We start from the raw sequence: 19,754 nt of genomic DNA, 5'->3' as shown, positions 1-19,754 counted from the left end.
TCAGGCGGATTCGCGGATGATCAGTTCGGTGGGCAGCACGCGCGTGGTGGCCTCGGTGCCGTCGATGGCCTGCAGCACTTCGCGGACCATGGCCTGGGCGACCGCCGCCACGGGCTGGTGGACGGTGGTGAGGGCCGGAGCGCTGCGGGTGGCGACCGCGGAGTCGTCGAAGCCGGCGACGGCGATGTCGCCGGGCACCTCCAGCCCGCGGGCGCGGAGGGCGTCGATGGCGCCGGCGGCGAGCAGGTCGGAGGTGGCGAAGACGCTGTCGATGCCGAGGTCGCCGTCGAGCAGTGCGGCCATGGCGGCGTACCCGTCGGCCTGCGAGTACTGCGAGGCCGGTTGGAGGTGGGCGAGGTCGCGGCCGAGTCCGCGCGTGAACGCCTCAATGCGCTGCTGCGGGCCGAGGGTGTCGGGGTAGGCGGCGATCGCGGCGGTGCGCCGGTAGCCCTGGTCGCGGAAGTGGCGGCCGAGCGCTTCGCAGCCGGGGGCGTCGTCGGTGCGGACGAGGGCGAGCCGGCGCGCTTCGGCGAAGGGGTTGCCGCAGACGACCACGGGCAGTGCCCGGGACTCGAGCAGGTCGAGCAGCGGGTCGTGGCCGCTCTCGGCGGGGCTGACGAACATGACGCCGTCGACGTGGCCGGCGCGGATGAACGCCGCGACGCGGTCGCGCTCGGCGGCGTCCGCGGCGGTGAGGAAGACCAGGGAGTAGTTCGCCGCGGCGAGTTCGCGGCTCGCCTCCTGGAGGATCAGGGCGTAGTTCGGGTCCTCGAACAGCGCGGTGGGCGCGGCGCCGAGGACGAGGGCGACGCTGCTGGTGCGCTGCATGACCAGTGCCCGGGCGCGGGCGTTCGCGGTGAACCCGGTCTTGCGGACCGCGTCCATGACCTTCTCGCGGGTGGCGGGGCTGACCCAGTTGCGGTCGTTGAGGACCCGGGAGACCGTGCCGATGGACACGCCCGCGACGTCGGCCACGTCCTGGATGGTGATGCCTTCGCGGCGGCGGCGCGGGCGCGGCCGCGAGTACTCCTGGTCGGCCATGTCGCTCCTGTCGGTGTGCGGCGCGGTGGCGTGCCGCGATGCCGGTCCGAGGTTCGGTCCGAGCCTATTCTGCGCCATGCCCGGCCCCGCCGTGGTCGGTGTGCGTTCGCTCGACCTCGACCGGTCGTCCGGGATGGTCCGGGACCTCGACGACCGCGCCGGGCGGCGCGGCGTAGCGCAGGTGCCGGACGCCGTCCTGGTCGCGGCTCCATGCGACCTCGTATCGGCCGTACGGGGATTCGTAGGCCAGGGTCGCGGACTCGACCTCGGGGAGGTCGAGCGGGTCGATGACGACGTGCCGCCAGCCGATGTGGTCCGGATGCGGGCGCAGTCCGGCGACGCGGCCGAGGATCCAGGCGTCGATCGCGCCGAGCATGAAGTGGTTCTGCGAGACCACGCCCGCTTGGCCGTCGGCGCCCTGCCACGACTCGGTCAGGGCGGTCGCGCCGGCGGCGAGCTGGAGGCCGTAGCCGGGGACGTCCTCGCGCTGCATGATCTCGAGCAGCAGCGCGCCGTCGCCGTGGTCGGTGAGCGCGTCGATCAAGGCCGGAAGGGCGATCTCACCGACGGTGAACGCCCCGCCCGCTTCGATCGATTTCCGCAGGCGCACATAGACATCGGTGCGCTCGCCGGGGTCGAGGACGGGCGCGCTCAGCGCCAGGGCCCAGCTCGCCTGCGAGCCCGAGCCCCATACGCCCGCGTCGTCGCGGTAGCGGTCGCGCCAGGCGTTCCAGATCTCCCGGGCGAGTTTCGCGTACCGCTCGTGCGCGCCGTGGTCACCGAGCACCGCCGCAGCGTTCGCGGCGGTCTCGGCCGCCCGGGCGTAGCCCCAGGTGGCGGTCATGCCCACGGGCGTCGAGTCGTCGAGGGCGACCCAGTCCCCCAGCCCGTGGTCGAGCAGCTGCCCGCGGGACCGGCCGCGGAGATGGTCGAGGTAGCGGACGGCGGCGGGCCAGGCGGCCGCGAGCGCGGTGGCGTCGCCGTAGTGGCGGTATAGCAGCCAGGGGACTTCGAGGATCGCCCGGCCCCAGTTCGGGTCGTCGCGGAACGCGGTGGAATCGCCGCAGTGGGCGTCGAAGTCGAACACCACGTGCTCGGGGGCGATGCTGGGGATGAGGCCGGAGGCGGTCTGCGAGGCGGCCATGTGGTGGACCGCGTCCTGCAAGTGGGCCTTGACGTCGTAGCCGCGCGCCAGCGCGTCGAAGCAGAAATGGAGCTGCTCGAGCCAGCCGAGCTTCTCGCGGTGCGGGCAGTCGGTGAAGACGCTGTACATATTGGACTGCACCGCGCGGTCGATGACGGTGTGGAGGCGGTCGAGGAAGGGGTGGGAGGTCGTGAAGGCCTGCACCGGTTCGTTGGCGACGCGCATGATCTCGAAGTCGATCGCGGCGTCGGCCGGGGCGCCGCCCACCTCGAGATAGCGGGCGCCGTGGTAGACGAAGGAGGGCGTCCACTCGCGCTGCTGAGGGCCGAGCCGCGCGTAGTCCCAGATGGGCGCACCGGTCGTGGACTGGTCGACACCCCCGGGGGCGGTGTCGAGGAGTTCGGCGGGCGCGATGGTCAGCGGCCCTTCGGCGGGGCCGGTGAGAAGGAGTCGCGGTCGTCCTGCGGTGTTGACGCCGATGTCGAAGACGCGGCAGTCCTCATCGTCCCTGATCCGCTCGGCCGTCACGGTCTCGGTCACCTGCACCGGTGGCGCCCAGCGCCAGGTGTGGCCCGTGCCCGCGGTGAGGGCCACCGGACCCCAGTCGCCGGCGGCGAAGGCGTCGAACGATTCGCCGCCGTACCAGTGGGCGGCAGTGGTGGTGCCGAGTCGCGCTTCCCAGTCGGGGCCGGTGGTGACGGCCTCGACGCGGCCGTCCAGGTGGTAGAGGTGGAGTGCGGCGCGCGTCCACAGTGGCTCACCGGTGCGCCGGTACTTGGTGTACCGGTCCGGCTCGTCCGGGAGGAACGCCATACCGGAGCCGAGTGCGAGCGTGATCGTATGCGCGCCTTCGGTAAGAGCGGCGGTGACGTCCCACGAGACGGCGGCCGTCGGCCCGTCGGGCGGGGCGTACCCGGGCTCGAGCAGGCCGGTGATCACCGGTGCGCCGTCGACGAGCGGGACGACGACGCCGTTGCCGGTGAACGCGAGCCGGGCGCGCACGACCGTGGCGGCGACCGCGACGGTCCGCCGCAGTTCCGGCAGCGGCCGCCATGCCGTCGGCTCGAGCCAGGCCGGGTGAGTGATCGCGACCGCGTCGGCCAGGTCCCATATCGGGGCTTCGACCATTGCGGGGCTCGACCAGGAGACACCCTCGTCAGTACACGCGCCGACCTGCCAGAAGGCGATCTCGCCGGGACCCAGATCGGGACCAGGCCAGGGGGCCGAGGGAGTATCGGTCTCGGTCACGGGCGCCCCCGAAAGTCCGGCGGCCGTGTCGGCCCGGCGAATCGCGAACCGTCGCAAGGGCGGGCGGGGCTCGCCGCCGACACGCCATGACAGGACGGGCCGGGGGGTCGGCGCGGCGACCGGGTCGGCGTGCCCGGCCGCCTTGAGCGCGTAGGCGTAAGGGCCGGTCACGGTTGTCCTCCGAGGCGGTGCCGGCGCGCGGCGACAGAGCGGGCCCGCGCGCTGATGAGGCCTTGTTCCTCAGTGCCGTTGAGCCGTTCGCGCGCATCGGGGTGGAGCCAGATCGGCGCCTGCGGGTGGAGCGGCAGGACGTGGACGGTGAGCTCGGTGGTCCCGGCGGGGATCGCGATCGTCCACGGTGTGCCGTCCCAGAACCGGTCGGACACCAGGACGCCGTCGGCCTCGATCACGGCGACGTCCCCGATCCAGTCGATCGTCAGCTCGAAGCCGCTGTCCTGCAACGTGGCGGGGACGGCGATGTCGTAGCGGGCCCCTTCCGCGACCACCCGCTCAAGCGACGGAGCGGAGGCCCGGCCGTTCGCGGAACCGTAGTCGACCAGCGGTTCGGAGGCCGGACGAGACGCCTCGGCAGGGAGGTCGACGGACGCGGCGGCCGGGCCGGGCTCGGGCACGAGTGTGCGGAACCGCAGGCGCTCGGTGTCGAATCGGGCGGCGGGTCCGCCATTGCGGACCCACGTGAGCACTCCTGCGTCGTCCACGTCCAGTTCGTCGGCACTCGTGTAGAGCTCGCCGTCGATCACCCAAACGTCCTCGGCGACCGCGGCAGGCAGGACGACGACCGCGTCCTCGCCGTGTTCGAAGGTCCACACCCGATCCGGATCCACCTCGGACACGGTCCCCTCGACAGCGGTCCGCGCGTTGATGCCGGGAACCGCCGCGAGGACCGCAATGCGCCCGCCACCGGGACGGTCCAGGAGCGTCAGCAGGTTCGCCGTCGCCCAGTCGAGACGCGTCCGTCCGATCTGGAGGCCGAAGGGGAACCGCGCGATGGTCCCGGCGGGGATCGTGACGGGCTCGTCGGGGAAGGCGAGGGTGCCGCCGGGCAGCGCGATCGCGAAGGCGACCGGGGCGCTCGGGCCCAGCGCCTCGTGCGGCTGGCGGCGGTTGACGAACACGAAGCCGCACTCGCCGTCGGAGCGGACCGCCCACCGCAGCGTCTCGGTGTCGAAGACGTCGGCGGGCACGCGGTCGGGCAGCGTGGAGGGCATCTGCACGAGCTGGTCGCCTACGGCCGCAAGGAAGGCGTGCTGCTGGCGCAGCAGGGCGTGCGTGCGGGTCAGCTGCCCGGCGGCGCCGATCGGGGCGTGGAAGTCGTAGTCGATCTGCGGCAGGTCGTTCGGGTAGCCCGTCGCGTGGGACTCCTGCAGGTCGAGGCCGGGATTGAGTCCGCCCGCGAACATGTAGTACCCCTGCCAGGCCGATCCGTTGCCCAGCTTGACGTTGGCGACCGCGGCGATGTCCTCGGCCTCCAGTACGGGCCGGCGGTGGTAGGCGGTGGCCATGCCTCCGCCCAGTTCGCAGGTCACCGGCGGGAACACGGCCGAGGGCGAGCGCGACTCCGGACCGGTCTCGGTGGCGAGGGCCCGCAGGTCGGCGCCGATGCCCGGGTCGTCCCACACGTGCCGGAAGAAGAAGTGCTCGCGGAACGTCACGTCCCACGGGGCGCCGGCGTCGACCCAGAAGCCGTCCGCGTAGCCGCCGTACATGGGGACGACCTCGTCCTCGGGCAGCGCTGCGCCGCCCCAGGCGGTGGCCATCCAGAGTGGAGCCCGCATGCCGGCTGCGACCGCCGTGCGCTTCAACGTCGCGATGTGGCCGGGCTGGTCGTAGAGCTCGTTCTCGACCTGGATGCCGATGACCGGACTTCCCGGCTCGAAGTGCGCGGAGAGGTGGTCGGCGAGCGCGGCGAACCAGGGCTCGACGAGCGCGAGGTAGGCCGGGTCGTCGGTCCGGTGGCGGACGCCGGCCTCCTGGACCCAGTCGGGGAAGCCGCCGTTGCGCACCTCTCCGTGGCACCACGGCCCGATCCGCAGCACCACTTCGAGGCCGGTCTCGGCGCACAGGTCCACGAACGCGCTGATGTCGCGGCCGCCCTCGAACGACGGGGGCGCTTCGCGCTCGGGCTGGTGGTGGTTCCAGAAGACGTAGGTCGCGACGGTGTTCACCCCGCCATTGCGCATGGCCCGGAGCCGGCGCCGCCAGGCCTCCCGCGGCACCCGGCTGTAGTGGAGCTCGCCGGAGACGGGGAACCAGGGCTCGCCCTTCCGGGTCAGGTACTGGCTGGTCAGGCCGATCCGGTGGTCGGACGGGGCCATCGGCGAGACGGCCGGCGGGAGCGTCCAGGGACGGTGTGTCGCGGTCACTGCGGCATCGTGTCGGCTCACAGGTTGCCCATCTTCTCGAGCGCGCGGCGGGGTCCGCATGCGGGAATCCCATCCTAAAAACGTTTTTTGATTTTTGCAAGCAAAGAATTGACAGCGCCGTCCGCGCAGCTCTATCGTCGGAACTCGAACCACTTGAAACGTTTTTAGTCGCACCAGGAGCTGGTGCCGCCAGCAAAGGAGCTGCCGTGTCCCCCGACCTCACGCCATCGAGGCGGGTCCTGCCATGACCTCCTCGACGCGGACGGCGCCAACGGCGACCAGGCCCGCCATGATGCCGATCAAGAGCAGGAGCGCCAAGCCGGTGCGCACCGCAGGCATCAAACCGCCGGTGTGGTTCCTCGCCCCTGCAGTGCTGCTCTACCTCGCGATCGTGCTGATCCCCAACGGTCAAGGGCTGTTCTTCTCGTTCACCGACTGGGACGGCCTCGGCAGCACATGGGCGCCGGTCGGGATCGACAACTACCGGGCGGTCCTGTCCGACCCGAACTCGCTCCAGGCCATCCTCAACACCTTCATGCTGACGCTCATCGTCACCATCGGCCAGAACGTCATAGGCCTCCTGCTCGCCCTGGGCGTCAACAGCCGGGTCAAGAGCCGCCACCTGCTCCGCCTCGTGTTCTTCCTGCCGGTCGTGCTGACGCCGATCGTCGCCGGATACCTGTGGAAGTACCTGCTCACCCCCAACGGCACGCTCAACGGCCTCCTCGAATCGACCGGCCTCGGCGCCTGGCGCCAGAACTGGCTCGGCGACCCCGAGATCGTCCTCTACTCGATCTGCGCGGCCGTCATCTGGCAGGGCGCGGGCTACTCGATGGTCATCTATCTGGCCGGGCTGCAGGCCGTCCCGGCAGAGGCCCTCGAAGCGGCGGCCATCGACGGCGCGGGGGCCGCCCGGCGCACCTGGTCGATCACCCTGCCGCTCATCAACGGCGCCATCGTCGTCAACCTCCTGCTGTGCGTCATCGGCAACCTCAAGCAGTTCGACACGGTCTTCTCCATGAGCGAGGGCGGCCCCTCCGGCGCCAGCGAGACCATGGCGACCATCGTCTACAAGACCGCCTTCACCTACCTCGAATACCCGAACGCCCTCGCCCAAGGCGCGATCCTCACCCTGCTCGTCGGCGTGATCGGCTTCGTCCAGTTCCGCCTCACCCAGCGGAAGGCCCTCGCATGAACCGCTACACCTGGCGCACGTGCTGCCTCGAAATCGCACTGCTCGCGGTCGCCTTCGTGTTCATGGTGCCGATGTTCGTCCTCGTCGCAGTCGCCCTGCGCCACCCGGACGGCGTCCAAGGCTTCCTCGGCTTCACCTGGCCGCTGGACTTCTCGAACCTGGGCGACGCGTGGGTCGAGTCCGCCATGGGCCCGAGCATCATCAACAGCACCTGGATCACCGGCGTCTCCGTCGCGCTCATCATCGCGTTGGCGTCGACCGCCGCCTACACCCTCACCCGCCGCACCCAGCACTGGACGAAGGGCCTGTTCTACCTCTTCCTCGCCGGATTCCTCTTCCCCGGGCAACTCGCGATGCTGCCGCTGTACCTGGCGTTCGCCAAGCTCGGGATGGTGGGCAATCCGCTCGCGGTCGTGCTCATCAACGTCGGCGGATTCATGCCGTTCGCGATCTTCCTCTACTCCGTGTTCCTGCGGGACCTGCCGAAGGAGTACGAGGAGTCGGCCACGATCGACGGCGCCATGCCGATGCGGATGTTCTGGTCGGTGGTCTTCCCACTGCTGCGGCCGGTCACCGGCACCGTCGGCATCCTCACCGCCCTGGCGATCTGGAACGACTTCTTCACGCCCCTGCTGTACCTCACCGGCGGCGACAGCCGGACCGCGCCGCTGTCGGTCTTCACCTTCGTCAGCCTCTACGGAGCGGACTGGCCGATGGTCTTCTCCGCCCTGATCACCTCGGTGGTCCCGATCCTCATCGCCTACGTCCTGATGCAGCGCTTCATCATGCGGGGCTTCGCCTCCGGACTCAAAGGATGAGCCACCGCCCACCGCCCACCGCCCAACCCATTCGGAAGGAACCATCATGCTGTCAACGAAGACACGCCGCCGCACCGGAGCGGCCGCGCTCGCGGCGGCCCTCACCGCCACGGCCCTCGCGGGCTGCTCCACCGGCGGCGGGAGCGACGACGCGAACGTCCTCACCGTGGCGACCAACGGCGGCGACGCCATGAAGGCGGTCATCGCCGCCTTCGAAGAGGCCAATCCCGGCGTCACGGTCGAAGTCCGCGACTCCCCCGAGAACTACCAGCAGGTGACCGCCACTCAGCTCACCGGCGGCACCGCACCGGACGTCATCCAGGTCTTCCCCGGCACCGGCAACAACGTCAGCGTCAAGATCGCCGGCGACAAGGGCTTCCTCCTCGACGTCTCCGACGCCGACTGGGCCGACACCGTCCCAGAGTCCTCACGCGACCTGCTCACCACCGACGACGGTGCGCTGGTGGCGGTCCCGATGACGTTCTCCTCGATCGGCGGCATCTACAACCAGGGCGCCCTCGACGAACTGGGGCTGACCGCACCCGCCACCTGGACCGAGGTGCTGCAGTTCTGCACCGACGCAGCCGAAGCCGGCAAGGTCGCCTACGGGCTCGGCCTCTCCGACACCTGGACCACGCAGCTCATCCCGTACGCGCTCACCGCCACCCTGGTCTACGCCGAGGATCCCGACTTCGCGCAGCACCAGGTCGAGGGGACCGCGACGTTCGCCGACTCCCCGTGGCAGACCGCACTGGAGCAGTACGTCGAGATGAACGACGCCGGCTGCTTCAACGAGTCGCCCAACGGCACTCCTTATTCGGAAGTGCAGGACGCCGTGCGCAGCGGCGACACCCTCGCAACGGTCAGCGTCGCCGCCGAGAACTCGACGATCGCCGCAGGCGGACCCGAGGGCCTCGAACTCACCTATGCGGCCTTCCCCGCCACCGACGACCCGGCGGACACCTTCCTGTCGGCGACGACCGGCCCCTCGTTCGCCGTCAACGCCGCGACCGACAAGACCGACCTCGCCAAGGAGTTCCTCGCCTTCCTCGCCGAACCCGAGACGCAGATCGCCTACGCCGACCGGTACGGCGACACCGCCGCCCTCCCGGGCGACATGGCGCAGGACAGCGCGGTAGCCCAGCTCGTCACCGGTTACGTCAACGAAGGAAGGGTCGCTTCCTGGCCCGACCAGCTCTGGCCCAGCACCACCGTCCAACCCGCGCTCTTCGACGGGGTGCAGGCCGTCTTCAGCGGCCAGAGCACCCCCGCGGACGTCCTCGCGACAATGGACCAGGCCTTCCACGAGTGACTCCCGGCCGCAAGAGCCGTCCGTTGCGGATCCTCCAGAGTTGATCTATCGACACGTATCACTTTATGTAGTAAATTTATCAACTCAAGTAAGTAGGGCCGCCGCCGACGGGGCCTCGCCCCCAGCGGATCCCGTGCCCTGCCGCCTCTCACCGACACTGGAGAACATCATGCAAACCGTCCTGCCCGAAGCCCGGCAACGATGGCGACGCCTGGTCCTGGCGTTCCTCGTCGCCCTCGCGGCGGTCGCCGCAAGCCTCGCCCTCAATCCCGGTACCGCGTCCGCCGCCACGGCGACGCTCACCAGCGCCGCCTCCGGTCGCTGCCTCGACGTCGCGGGCGGCAGCACCACCCCCGGCGCCGCCGTCGTCATCCGGGACTGCTCCGGGGCGGCCAGCCAGCAATGGGAGTTCACGACCGCCGGTGAACTGCGCACCCTCGGCGGCACCCGCTGCCTCGACGCGTACAACAACCAGACCGCCGCCGGAACCCGGCTGGTGACCTGGAACTGCAACGGCGGCGCCAACCAGCAGTTCAACCGCAACAGCAACGGCAGCATCACCGGCGAGCAGTCGGGCCTCTGCGTCGACGTCGTCGGCGCCGCCACCGCCAACGGCACCGCGACCCAGCTCTGGCAGTGCAACGGCCAGGCCAACCAGCGGTGGTCCAACGGCGGCGGCAGCCAGCAGTGCACCGTCCAGCCGAACAACCCCAACGCCACGCAGCAGGCCCGGAACCTGCTGTGCTTCATCCAGAGCCAGTACGGCAACCACATCATCTCCGGGCAGCAGGAGTCCACCTGGATCGGCGGCCCCGAGTACGAGATGAACTACATCTACAACAACACCGGCAAGCACCCGGCCATCCGCGGCCTCGACCGCGGCGACTCCCCCGACTTCTCCCAGCGGGCCATCGACTGGTGGAACGCCGGCGGCATCCCCATGATCGGCTACCACATGGGCGCCCCGACCTTCCCCGACGGCTACGACGGCAGCCTGCAGACCGTCTCCATCAACCGCGTCCTCACCCCGGGGACGAACGAGAACCGCTCCTTCCACGAGCGGCTGGACGGCGCCGCCGCCGAACTCCAGCAGCTCGAGGACGCCGGCGTCGCGGCACTCTGGCGGCCCTTCCACGAGGCCGGCGGCACCTGGTTCTGGTGGAGCAAAGAAGGCGGGCAGCAGTACAACCGCCTGTGGCGCTATATGTACGACTACTACACCCACACCAAGGGCCTGAACAACCTGATCTGGCTGCACCCCTTCAACGGCGCCCCTGACGCCGCCTTCTACCCAGGTGACGCCTACGTCGACTTCTCAGGCGCCGACACCTACGCGGGCAACGGGAACTACGACCCGCTGAACGCGATGTACAACCGGATGCGCGGCATCGTCGGCAACACCATGCCGATCGCCCTGCACGAGAACGGCCCCATCCCCGACCCCGCCCGGCTCCAGTCCACCGACACCCGCTGGGTCCTCTTCAACACCTGGCACGGTGAGCACCTCACCGTCAGCAACTCCGTCGCGCACCTGCGCAACGTCTACAGCAGCAACTACGTCATCACCCGCGACGAGGTCCCCGACCTCGGCTGAGCACCACCGCAGAACAGTGGCCGGGAGGATCACCTCCCGGCCACTGGCGTCTGCGCTCGACGGCGCAAATAACTCGAGGTCGAGTTATATCTCAAAAGTGAGCGGCGGGCGGTCGTCCGTTCATGCCGCAGCGCTTGCGTGGCGTTCAGCCGTCGAACACACCTCACGCACCCGGAGGCCTTCACCTGTCACAGGCTCACGCGGCAGGAGCCACCGTGCCCGGCTCCAGCCGGCGTGTCGGGTCAGGCGGCGACGTCGTCGGTCTTGCGCGCCCAGGCGCGATGCTTGCCGATCGCGTCCGCGAAGGCGTCGAAGAAGCCCGAGGGCAGGTCGCCGCCGTGCGCGGTCGTGGTCACGACGCCCTTGTCCTCCACCGGATCGGCGCCCTCGGCGTAGCCCGCGCCGATCCGGGCGGCGCGCAGCACGTCGAGCCCCGCGCCGAACCCGGCGATCGCCTTGCCGTGTTTGAAAGCCTCGGTCACGAAGTGGAGGGCCCGGCCGTCACGCGTGAGCGCGGCGGCGCTGTCGGCCCCGCAGGGAACGGCGACCGCGTCGTACAGGACCGAGGCGACCGTCGGCAGCGCCTTGTCGACGTCCACGGTGCCGCCGTCGTCACTGCGGACCGTCCCGTCCGTGAGGCCCACGACCTCCGGGATCGCGCCCCGAGCGCGCAGGTCCTCCACGAGGCGGGTGACGCCGGCCCCGTCGACGCCGTCGGCGGCGAGGACCGCGACCTTGCGTGTGGCGACGCCGGTGACCGGGTCGCTCAGCTGCGAGAGCGCCGGCGATGTGCGGCCGTGGTTGGGCCGGCCGGCCTCGGTCGGCGCGGGCACGCCGATGCCCGCGGCCACCCGCGCCGCCAGATCCAGGTCGACGTAGCGCAGCTGGTCGACGACGCGGGCGCGGATGTCGCGGTCGTTCACCTTGCCGAGCTCGAAGCGGAACGCGGCCACGATGTGCTCGGCCTCGACCTCGGTCATGGAGTTCCAGAACAGCGTCGGCTGGCTGTAGAAGTCCTTGAAGCTCTCCGAGCGCTTGCGGATCTTGGTTCCCTCGACCTTCTCGGTGTAGTGCGTGAACGCGCCGGGGCAGCCGGGCATCGGGGCGTTCGCGCTGATCGAGTTCTTGTTGTACGAGGTCGCCGAGGTGTGGATCCGGTGCTGGCCGTAGCCGTCGCGCTGGTCGTTGTGGACCTCGGCCACGGGCCGATTGACCGGGATCTGCGAGAAGTTCGAGCCGCCCAGCCGGATGAGCTGGGTGTCGAGGTAGGAGAAGTTGCGGGCCTGGAGCAGCGGGTCGTTCGTGAAGTCGATGCCGGGCACCACGTTCGCGGTGTGGAAGGCGACCTGCTCGGTCTCGGCGAAGAAGTTGTCCGGGTTGCGGGTGAGGGTCATCTTCCCGACCGGACGCACCGGCACCTGCTCCTCAGGTATGAGCTTGGTGGCGTCGAGGAGGTCGAAGTCGAACGCGAACTCGTCCTCCTCGGGCACGAGCTGCACGCCCAGCTCCCACTCGGGGAAGTTCCCGGACTCGATCGCGTCCCACAGGTCGCGGCGGTTGAAGTCGGGGTCGGCCCCGGCGACCTTCTGCACCTCGTCCCACACCAGCGAGTGCGTGCCGAGCGCGGGCTTCCAGTGGAACTTGACGAAGGTGCCGCGCCCGTTCGCGTCGACGAGGCGGAACGTGTGCACGCCGAAGCCCTGCATCATCCGGTAGGAGCGCGGCAGGGCCCGGTCGGACATGAGCCACATGATCGCGTGGAGCGTCTCGGGCTGGAGCGACACGAAGTCCCACAGCGTGTCGTGCGCGGAGGCGGCCTGCGGGATCTCGTTCTTCGGCTCGGGCTTGACGGCGTGGACGAAGTCGGGGAACTTCGCCCCGTCCTGGATGAAGAAGACGGGGAAGTTGTTGCCCACCAGGTCGTAATTGCCCTCGCCGGTGTAGAACTTGACGGCGAACCCGCGCACGTCGCGGACGGTGTCGGACGAACCGCGCGAGCCGGCGACCGTGGAGAAGCGCAGGAAGACCGGCGTGGTCTCGGCCGGGTCGGTCAGGAACCGGGCGGTCGTGTACTCGGCCAGCCAGTCGTCGTAGGGCTGGAAGACACCGTAGGCGCCGGCGCCGCGGGCGTGGACGACGCGCTCGGGGATGCGCTCGTGGTCGAAGTGGGTGATCTTCTCCCTGACGTGGAAGTCCTCCATCAGAGTGGGGCCGCGCTCCCCCGCGGCGAGCGAATCGTCGGTGTGGTCGACACGGACGCCCTGCTGCGTGGTCAGCGCCTGATCGTCGTCCACGACCCGATCACGGTCGAGCTGCTGGTCCTTGCGGTCGCGTGCGCCATCGTGCCCCATGGCGGGCCCTCTCCCTCGTTGCGGTCCGAGACGGGGCAATACCCCCCTGCCATAGTCGGCCAAACGAAGCCCGCCCGGGCGGTTTCGCCAAGGCCGCCCGTGCACTCGCAGCAACCGTCAGTCGGGGCCGCGTGAGGCGAGGCGGGGGCGGATGGCGAACTCGGGCCGAGGTTACGCGTGTCCTATTGCGATTCCCCGCTGTGCCTTCGCGCTTGTTCCGCGGCGGCTTCGTCCAAGAGGTGCGCGCCGCGTTCGGTCATCTGCGGCCGCCTCGCCTCGCAGGATCGCCATTTCAGCGGCGGCGATCCACAGCGGCGCAGCGAGAACGTGAACGGTGAACCAGATTCTCGAAGCCCTCAGGCGTTCGAGGGCGTTGCGCCGCTGCAGTTTCCCGTCGGCGAAGGCCGCGAACCGACCATCCGAACCCCGGTCACCGCTCGACAGCGGTCCGCGTCCGCGGAGCCTGCGCGTCCAGGCGTATCATCGATGCATGCCTGTGCAAGCGTTTGCCGATCGGTCCCCGCTGAGCGGCTCGCAAGCCGCGCGTTCTGTGTTCCGCCTGCTCATGCGCCGCCCTGGGCGCATGCTCCTGGCCGTCACCGCGTTCACCGTCAAAGAGATTCCATTGTGGTTCCTGCCGGTGGTGACCGCCGCGATCATCGACCTCGTCGTCACCGAGGGTTCGGTGACGGCGGTCCTGGGATGGCTCGCCCTCGCGGTGGTGCTGCTGGTGCAGAACTACCCCAACCACATCCTCTACACGCGCAACTTCATGACGGTGGTGCGCGATACGGGCGCCGACCTCCGCAACGCCCTGGCCGCCCGGCTGCAGAGCCTGTCGATCGGCTACCACACTCGGATGAGCTCCTCGATCGTGCAGAACAAGCTCGTCCGGGACGTCGAGAACGTCGAACTCATGCTCCAGCAGATCACCCACCCGCTGCTGTCGGCGACCATGGTGCTCATCGGCGCCGTCACCATGACCGCCATTACCGTCCCCCAGTTCCTGCCCGTCTACGCCCTCGCCGTACCCATCGCGATCGGGCTGCGCGCCGGCCTGCGCCGCCGGTCCCAGGTCCGCAACGAGAAGTTCCGGCGGGAGATGGAGTCGCTGGCGGCGAGGGTCGGGGAAATGGCCTCGCTCATGCCGGTCACCCGGGCGCACGGACTCGAGCAGACCGCGGTCTCGCGGGTCGCCAGCAGTGCCGCGAACGTGCGGCACGCCGGCCTGCACCTGGACATGCTCAACGGCCACGTGGCCTCGATCTCGTGGGTCACCATGCAGCTGCTCGGCGTGGGCTGCCTCGTACTCGCGGCGACCTTCGCGCTCACCGGAATCCTCCCGATCACCGCCGGCGAAGTGGTGCTGCTGTCGACCTACTTCGCACTGCTGACACAGGGGCTCACCCAGCTGATGATGCTGATCCCGGTCGGCGCGCGCGGACTGGAATCGGTCCGCTCGATCGCCGAGGTCCTGGAGGAGCCGGACGTCGAACAGAACGCGGGCAAGCAGGAGGTGGACGCCCTGGACGGCCGCCTCGTCCTCGAGAACGTCTCGCACCGGTACCCCGAAGCCGAGACCGATGCGGTGCAAGAGGTCTCGCTCGATATCGAGCCCGGGACGACGGTCGCCTTCGTCGGGCCCTCCGGTTCCGGCAAGTCCACACTGCTCAACCTCGTGCTGGGATTCGTGCGCCCCGCCTCAGGCCGCATCCTGCTCGACGGCGTCGACATGCAGCGGCTCGACCTGCGCACGGCACGCCGCTTCATCTCGGTGGTGCCGCAGGAGTCGGTCCTGTTCGAGGGCACCATCCGGGAGAACGTGGCCTACGGCCTGCGGGACGCCGACGAGGAGCGGATCGTGCTCGCACTGCGCGACGCCAACGCCTGGCAGTTCGTGGAGGAACTCCCCGACGGCCTCGACACCGTGGTCGGCGAGCGCGGGGCGCGCCTGTCGGGCGGGCAGCGCCAGCGGCTCGCGATCGCGCGCGCACTCGTGCGCAATCCGCGCATCCTCCTCCTCGACGAGGCGACCTCAGCCCTCGACCCGGCGGCCGAGGAGCTGGTCAAAGAGGCGCTCAACCGGCTCATGCGGGACCGCACCTCGCTGGTCGTCGCGCACCGGCTGTCCACCATCCGCCAAGCCGACCGCATCGTCGTCCTCGACCAGGGCCGGATCGTCGAGCAGGGCACGCATGAGGAACTGCTCGAAGCCTCGGGTCGGTACGCCGAAATGCACCTGACCCAGACCGATCTGCACTGAGCGGGCTCTGCGAGGCCTGGCAGTACCTGCGCGCTTGACACAGACCTGATGCCGCACAAGGAGATCCGTGCGTGGAATCCAGAGCCTACAGTGGTCTCATGCCCTTCTCCAGCTCTCGGCCGGTCGCGATCAGCATCGACTTCGGCACTTCCAACACCGTCGCCACCGTCCGGCGCGCTGATGGCCGGGTCGGCCAGCAGCTGTTCGACGGCGCGCCGCAGCTGCCCTCCGCGGTGTTCCTCGGCGAGGACGGCCCCGTCGTCGGCACTGACGCCGTCCACTCCGGACGGCGCCGTCCCGACCGCTACGAGCCCAACCCCAAACGCCGCATCGATGACGATTCGCTCCTGTTGGGCGGCATCGAGATCCCCACAGTGAGCGTCATCGCCGCCGTCCTCTCCCGCGTCGCGCGCGAATGCGAGCAGACCCTCGGATCGCTCGGCCCCGTCACTGTCACCGTCCCGGCCTCCTGGGGGCCCGTCCGCCGCCATGTGGTCGCGGACGCCGCCACCGCCGCCGGACTCGGCGCGGTGGACCTCGTGGCCGAGCCCGTCGCCGCCGCCTCCTATTTCGCCGAGGCGTTGGGCGCCGACATCCCGCCCGGGTCCGGCGTGGTCGTCTACGACCTCGGCGGCGGCACGTTCGACGCCACCGTCCTGCAGCGCACGCCCGCCGGCTTCGAGCTGCTCGCCGTCGACGGCGCCACGGACCTCGGCGGCCTCGACTTCGACCATGCCCTCGCCGAACACCTCGCCGCCACCGTCCACCCCGGCGACGACCGCTGGAACCGGCTCCTGCACCCCGCCGAGGCCGCCGACCGGCGCGCCCGCACCGCGTTCATGGAGGAGGTGCGTCTGGCCAAGGAACGCCTCTCCCGCACCGCTGCAACCGATCTGACGCTCCCCCTCTTCGACGTCGACGCCCACCTCACCCGCGACGAGGTCGAACAGGTCTGCGCGCCCCTGGTCGCCCGCACCATCCGCGTCGTCCAAGGCGTCATCCGCGAATCCGGCCTCAACGGCGACCAGATCAGCGGCCTCTTCCTGGTCGGCGCGGCCAGCCGCATGCCCCTGGTCGCCACCCGCCTCCACCGCGAACTCGGCATCGCCCCCGCCGCCATCGAGCAGCCCGAACTCGCCGTCTCCGAAGGCGGCCTCATCACCCGGCACACCATCAACTCCCCCGCTCCCGTCCCCAGTCCCGCCCTGCCACCCCGGACCGCCCCGGTCGAACGAGCGGCGCCGGCCGCTCCCCGTCGCAAGCGCCACCGCCGACTCGCCCTCGTCGCCGTGGCCGCCGCCCTCATCCTGGCCGTGGGAGGGCTGCTGGCGTTCAAGTACCTGCCTCTGGACCGCGGGGAATTCGGGGGCGAGGACCCCGAATCGACCGAGAGCTCCACCGTCGAGGCCGTCTCGGACGACACCGAAGACCCGTTCACCGCCGCCGCTGCGGGCGACCTGGTCACCGAAATGAGCGGATCCCATCTCGGTCCGGTCCTTCATGTCCGGACCGGTCAGATCGACGGCGAACCCGTCGCAGTCACCGCCGGTGAGGACAAGGCGATCCGGATCTGGGACCCCGCCACCGGCGTGGAGCGGGCCCGGTTCAGCGGCCATGAGGGCCCGATCGAGCACCTGTCGGTGATCGAGTTCGACGGACGGTCCGTCGCGTTCTCACGCGACGCCGCCACCGAGATCGTCTGGTACCTCGACGACCCCGAGCATCCGATCGCCTCCCGCGCCCCGGACTACGGCTGGGTGTTCTGGGTCGGGGTGCTCGACGAGGTTCCCGTGTACTTCACCGAAAGCGAACTCCGGGACCTGTACACCGGCGCGCCGATCCGCGACATGAACTTCGCCTTCAGCGAGACCAGCGTCCTGACCCACATCGACGGCGAACTGCGCCAGGCGGGCACCTACGAGCAATCCGTGTTCGTGGCGGACTTCGCGACCGGAGCGCTCCTCGGCGACCCGTTCGAGCAGTACGCCGGAGACCTCGCCGCGTTCACCGCCGGCGGCGCCGGTGAACGCAGCCTCGCGGTCACCGTGGGCACGGACGGCGGCGTCCAGGCCTGGGACCTCGCCACCGCCGAACGGTACGGCACGGCAGGAATCGAGCCCGACCAGGCGGTGACCTCGGCGCAGGTGTTCAACCTCTACGGCAAGAACGTGGCACTCCTGCAAGGAGACCAGGGCCTGAGCGTGTTCGACCTCGAAGCGGGCGCCCGCGTCGGCGAGATCATCGCGCCGCATACCGGCGACGGCGCCATCCGCTCCACGGCAGTCGCCTGGATCGACGACAAGGCCCTCGCCGTCGTCGGCACCGGCGAGGGCCGGGTCGAAGTCTGGCGGCTCTAAGCCCGGAGCCTGGACATTCATCGGTCCTATGTCCGACCGTCGAGCTGCGATCAGCAGGATACTACGGCTCGAAACCGCCAAAAATCTCCGATAATCCAGCGTTAGACGCTGGGCTGGTCGCATATTCATCTGATCTTTTTCAGGGACAAGTCTTGTGCGAGGAGGGGCCCTCGGCCTACTGTTCGTTTGTAGGCATATCCAAATTTAAAGATCCCTCGCTGCCCCAACCCTTCCGGCAGCATCCTGGAAAGGACCCCTCCGATGCCCGTTCACTCCTCGAACACGCCCTTCAAACGCCGTTCCCTGTTCAAGGTCGCCGGCCTCGGCGCCGCCGGAGCCGCGGGGCTTCCGGTCATCGCGGCCTGCAGTGACATCGAGTCCGGTGAGGGCGCCGTCCAGTCGACCGAGGGGTTCGACTTCGTGCCCACGTACAAGGAATGGCCGCTGCCGGTCCAGCCCGACCTGGTGGGCGAGCTCCCGAACCACCCCTCCGGGTTCACCTCCTACCCCGAACCGGTCCAGGCCGTCACCGAACCGCCTTCGGGCAGCGGCACTTACGAACTGACCGTGCCCGTCTGGGGCGACACCGTGTCCGGAGACGACCCGTACTTCGCAGCGGTCACCGAAGCCTGGGGCGGGACCACCGTCAACCTCCGCCAGGCCGACGGCGTGACCTACGCCGACACCTCGGTGCAGTGGCTCAAGGCCAACGAGTACGGCGACGCCATCCTGATGTTCGGCTGGATGCTCGGCTCCCACTCCAACTTCCAGGAGACGGTGGTCAACAACTTCTACGACCTGACCGACATCGTGCAGGGCGACATCGCCGAGCGCTGGCCGCTCCTGGCCGGAATGCCGACCTCGTCGTGGAGCCAGTCGGTGTGGTCGAAGGACCCCGCCGACCCCGACAGCGCCCGCATCTTCGGCATTCCCGGCAACTTCTCCGGAGGCGTCGGCAACTGCGTGTTCGTTCGCACCGATTACCTCGAGGCCGCGAACCTCGCCATGCCGACCACGGTCGAGGAGCTCCTGGAGGTCTGCCGCGCCTGGTCGGACGACGCGAACGGCAAGTGGGCCTTCGCCGGCCTCGACTGGTTCATCGGCCAGTGGTTCCCCGCCGGCGACAGCGAAGGCTGGAAGTGGGTCGAGGACGAGCAGAAGATGTACCACGTCAGCGAGCTGCCCGAGTTCACCGAGCGGTTGACGTTCCGCCGCACCCTGTGGGACGAGAAGCTCATCCACCCCGACGCCCCGAGCGGGACCCTGGACGCCCACGCGATGCAGGCGGCCGGGTCCGTCCTGTTCACCCAGGACAGCCTGGGCTGGTGGAACGAGTTCGCGCGCCTGGTCGGGACCGGTGAGATCGAGGGTGCGATCGCCCCGCTCCCGGCGCTGGCCCCGGCGGGACGGACTCCTTCCGTCACCATGAACTCCTCCGTCGACGGCTGGACCTTCCTCAACAAGGACCTCTCCAGGGAGCAGGTCGAGGAGTTCCTCGACGTCGCGAACTGGTGCGCGTCCCCGTACGGCACCACCGAGTACGAGCTGCTGCAGTACGGCATCGAAGGCGAGCACTTCACCCTCGGCGAGGACGGCACCCCGGTCATGACCGAGCTCGGCAGCACGATCGTCGGGGGCCCGATGAACTACAAGGCGCTGTGCGGCCAGGTCCAGACGTTCCTCACCGGCGACCCCGACGTGGTCCAGGCCCGCTTCGACTACGACGCCTCGATTCAGCAGTACGCGAAGAAGAACCTGTTCGAGGGCATGCGGATCGAGGGCCCGGCCGACTACAAGGCCGCCGCTTCGACGCTGAACGACCAGGAGAACGACATCGCCTACGGGCGGGCCGAGCTGTCCTCCATCCCGGACATGGTGCAGACCTTCCTGGACAACGGCGGCGAGGCCGCCCGCGAGTACTACACCAAGGCGTACAAGGCCGTCAACGGCGAGTAACGCCCCGGCCGGGCGGTCCCGTTCCGGATCGAGACCTCGGAGCAGGGCCGCCCGGCCTCCCCGTCCCCAGGCAAATTCCTCGACGACTGGA

At 69.8% G+C, this 19,754-nt stretch carries 11 protein-coding genes; 7 read left to right on the top strand and 4 right to left on the bottom strand.

From position 1 onward, the window contains the following. From O2L52_RS00710 to O2L52_RS00700, 3 genes are read right to left on the bottom strand one after another with little or no spacing between them, the layout of a single operon-like run. Complete coding sequence (locus O2L52_RS00710; RefSeq protein WP_270113363.1) at nt 1–1,119, bottom strand: LacI family DNA-binding transcriptional regulator; 1,119 nt, start codon at nt 1,117–1,119, stop codon at nt 1–3. Continuing rightward, complete coding sequence (locus tag O2L52_RS00705) at nt 1,106–3,604, bottom strand: family 78 glycoside hydrolase catalytic domain (protein WP_270113362.1); 2,499 nt, start codon at nt 3,602–3,604, stop codon at nt 1,106–1,108. Before O2L52_RS00705 ends, O2L52_RS00710 begins: the two co-directional genes overlap by 14 nt. Beyond that, the gene (locus O2L52_RS00700; protein WP_270113360.1) at nt 3,601–5,817 is read right to left on the bottom strand and encodes a beta-galactosidase; all 2,217 of its coding nucleotides are present in this window, start codon (nt 5,815–5,817) and stop codon (nt 3,601–3,603) included. Before O2L52_RS00700 ends, O2L52_RS00705 begins: the two co-directional genes overlap by 4 nt. Nucleotides 5,818–6,139: 322 nt before the next feature. On the opposite strand from O2L52_RS00700, the gene O2L52_RS00695 reads away from it, so the two are divergent. The 4 genes from O2L52_RS00695 (at nt 6,140) to O2L52_RS00680 (ending at nt 10,736) form a co-directional block, all read left to right on the top strand. After that, on the top strand, nt 6,140–7,012 hold the full coding sequence (locus tag O2L52_RS00695; RefSeq protein ID WP_270113359.1) for a carbohydrate ABC transporter permease: 873 nt from the start codon (nt 6,140–6,142) through the stop codon (nt 7,010–7,012). Next, the gene (locus tag O2L52_RS00690; protein ID WP_270113358.1) at nt 7,009–7,830 is read left to right on the top strand and encodes a carbohydrate ABC transporter permease; all 822 of its coding nucleotides are present in this window, start codon (nt 7,009–7,011) and stop codon (nt 7,828–7,830) included. Before O2L52_RS00695 ends, O2L52_RS00690 begins: the two co-directional genes overlap by 4 nt. Nucleotides 7,831–7,876: 46 nt before the next feature. After that, on the top strand, nt 7,877–9,142 hold the full coding sequence (locus O2L52_RS00685; protein ID WP_270113357.1) for an ABC transporter substrate-binding protein: 1,266 nt from the start codon (nt 7,877–7,879) through the stop codon (nt 9,140–9,142). A 169-nt stretch (nt 9,143–9,311) separates the two neighbouring features. Then, nucleotides 9,312–10,736: a glycosyl hydrolase gene (locus O2L52_RS00680; protein ID WP_270113356.1), complete on the top strand. Its 1,425-nt coding sequence runs from the start codon at nt 9,312–9,314 to the stop codon at nt 10,734–10,736. Nucleotides 10,737–10,978: 242 nt separating this feature from the next. Here the strand turns inward: O2L52_RS00680 and O2L52_RS00675 are convergent, their stop codons facing one another. Continuing rightward, nucleotides 10,979–13,087, bottom strand: a complete 2,109-nt coding sequence (locus O2L52_RS00675) for a catalase (RefSeq protein ID WP_270113355.1) — start codon at nt 13,085–13,087, stop codon at nt 10,979–10,981. A 490-nt stretch (nt 13,088–13,577) separates the two neighbouring features. On the opposite strand from O2L52_RS00675, the gene O2L52_RS00670 reads away from it, so the two are divergent. The 3 genes from O2L52_RS00670 to O2L52_RS00660 all read left to right on the top strand — a co-directional run bounded on the left by O2L52_RS00670 (nt 13,578) and on the right by O2L52_RS00660 (nt 19,663). Next, complete coding sequence (locus tag O2L52_RS00670; protein ID WP_270113354.1) at nt 13,578–15,350, top strand: ABC transporter ATP-binding protein; 1,773 nt, start codon at nt 13,578–13,580, stop codon at nt 15,348–15,350. A 71-nt stretch (nt 15,351–15,421) separates the two neighbouring features. Continuing rightward, nucleotides 15,422–17,707, top strand: a complete 2,286-nt coding sequence (locus O2L52_RS00665) for an Hsp70 family protein (protein WP_270113353.1) — start codon at nt 15,422–15,424, stop codon at nt 17,705–17,707. Between the two features lie 261 nt (nt 17,708–17,968). Then, on the top strand, nt 17,969–19,663 hold the full coding sequence (locus O2L52_RS00660; protein ID WP_270113352.1) for a type 2 periplasmic-binding domain-containing protein: 1,695 nt from the start codon (nt 17,969–17,971) through the stop codon (nt 19,661–19,663). Nucleotides 19,664–19,754 lie beyond the last annotated feature (91 nt).

Origin of the sequence: Glycomyces algeriensis (assembly GCF_027622855.1) — a bacterium.
In the GTDB taxonomy this organism is placed as follows: Bacteria; Actinomycetota; Actinomycetes; order Mycobacteriales; family Micromonosporaceae; genus Glycomyces; species Glycomyces algeriensis.
This window is presented reverse-complemented; position numbering and strand designations above follow the sequence as displayed.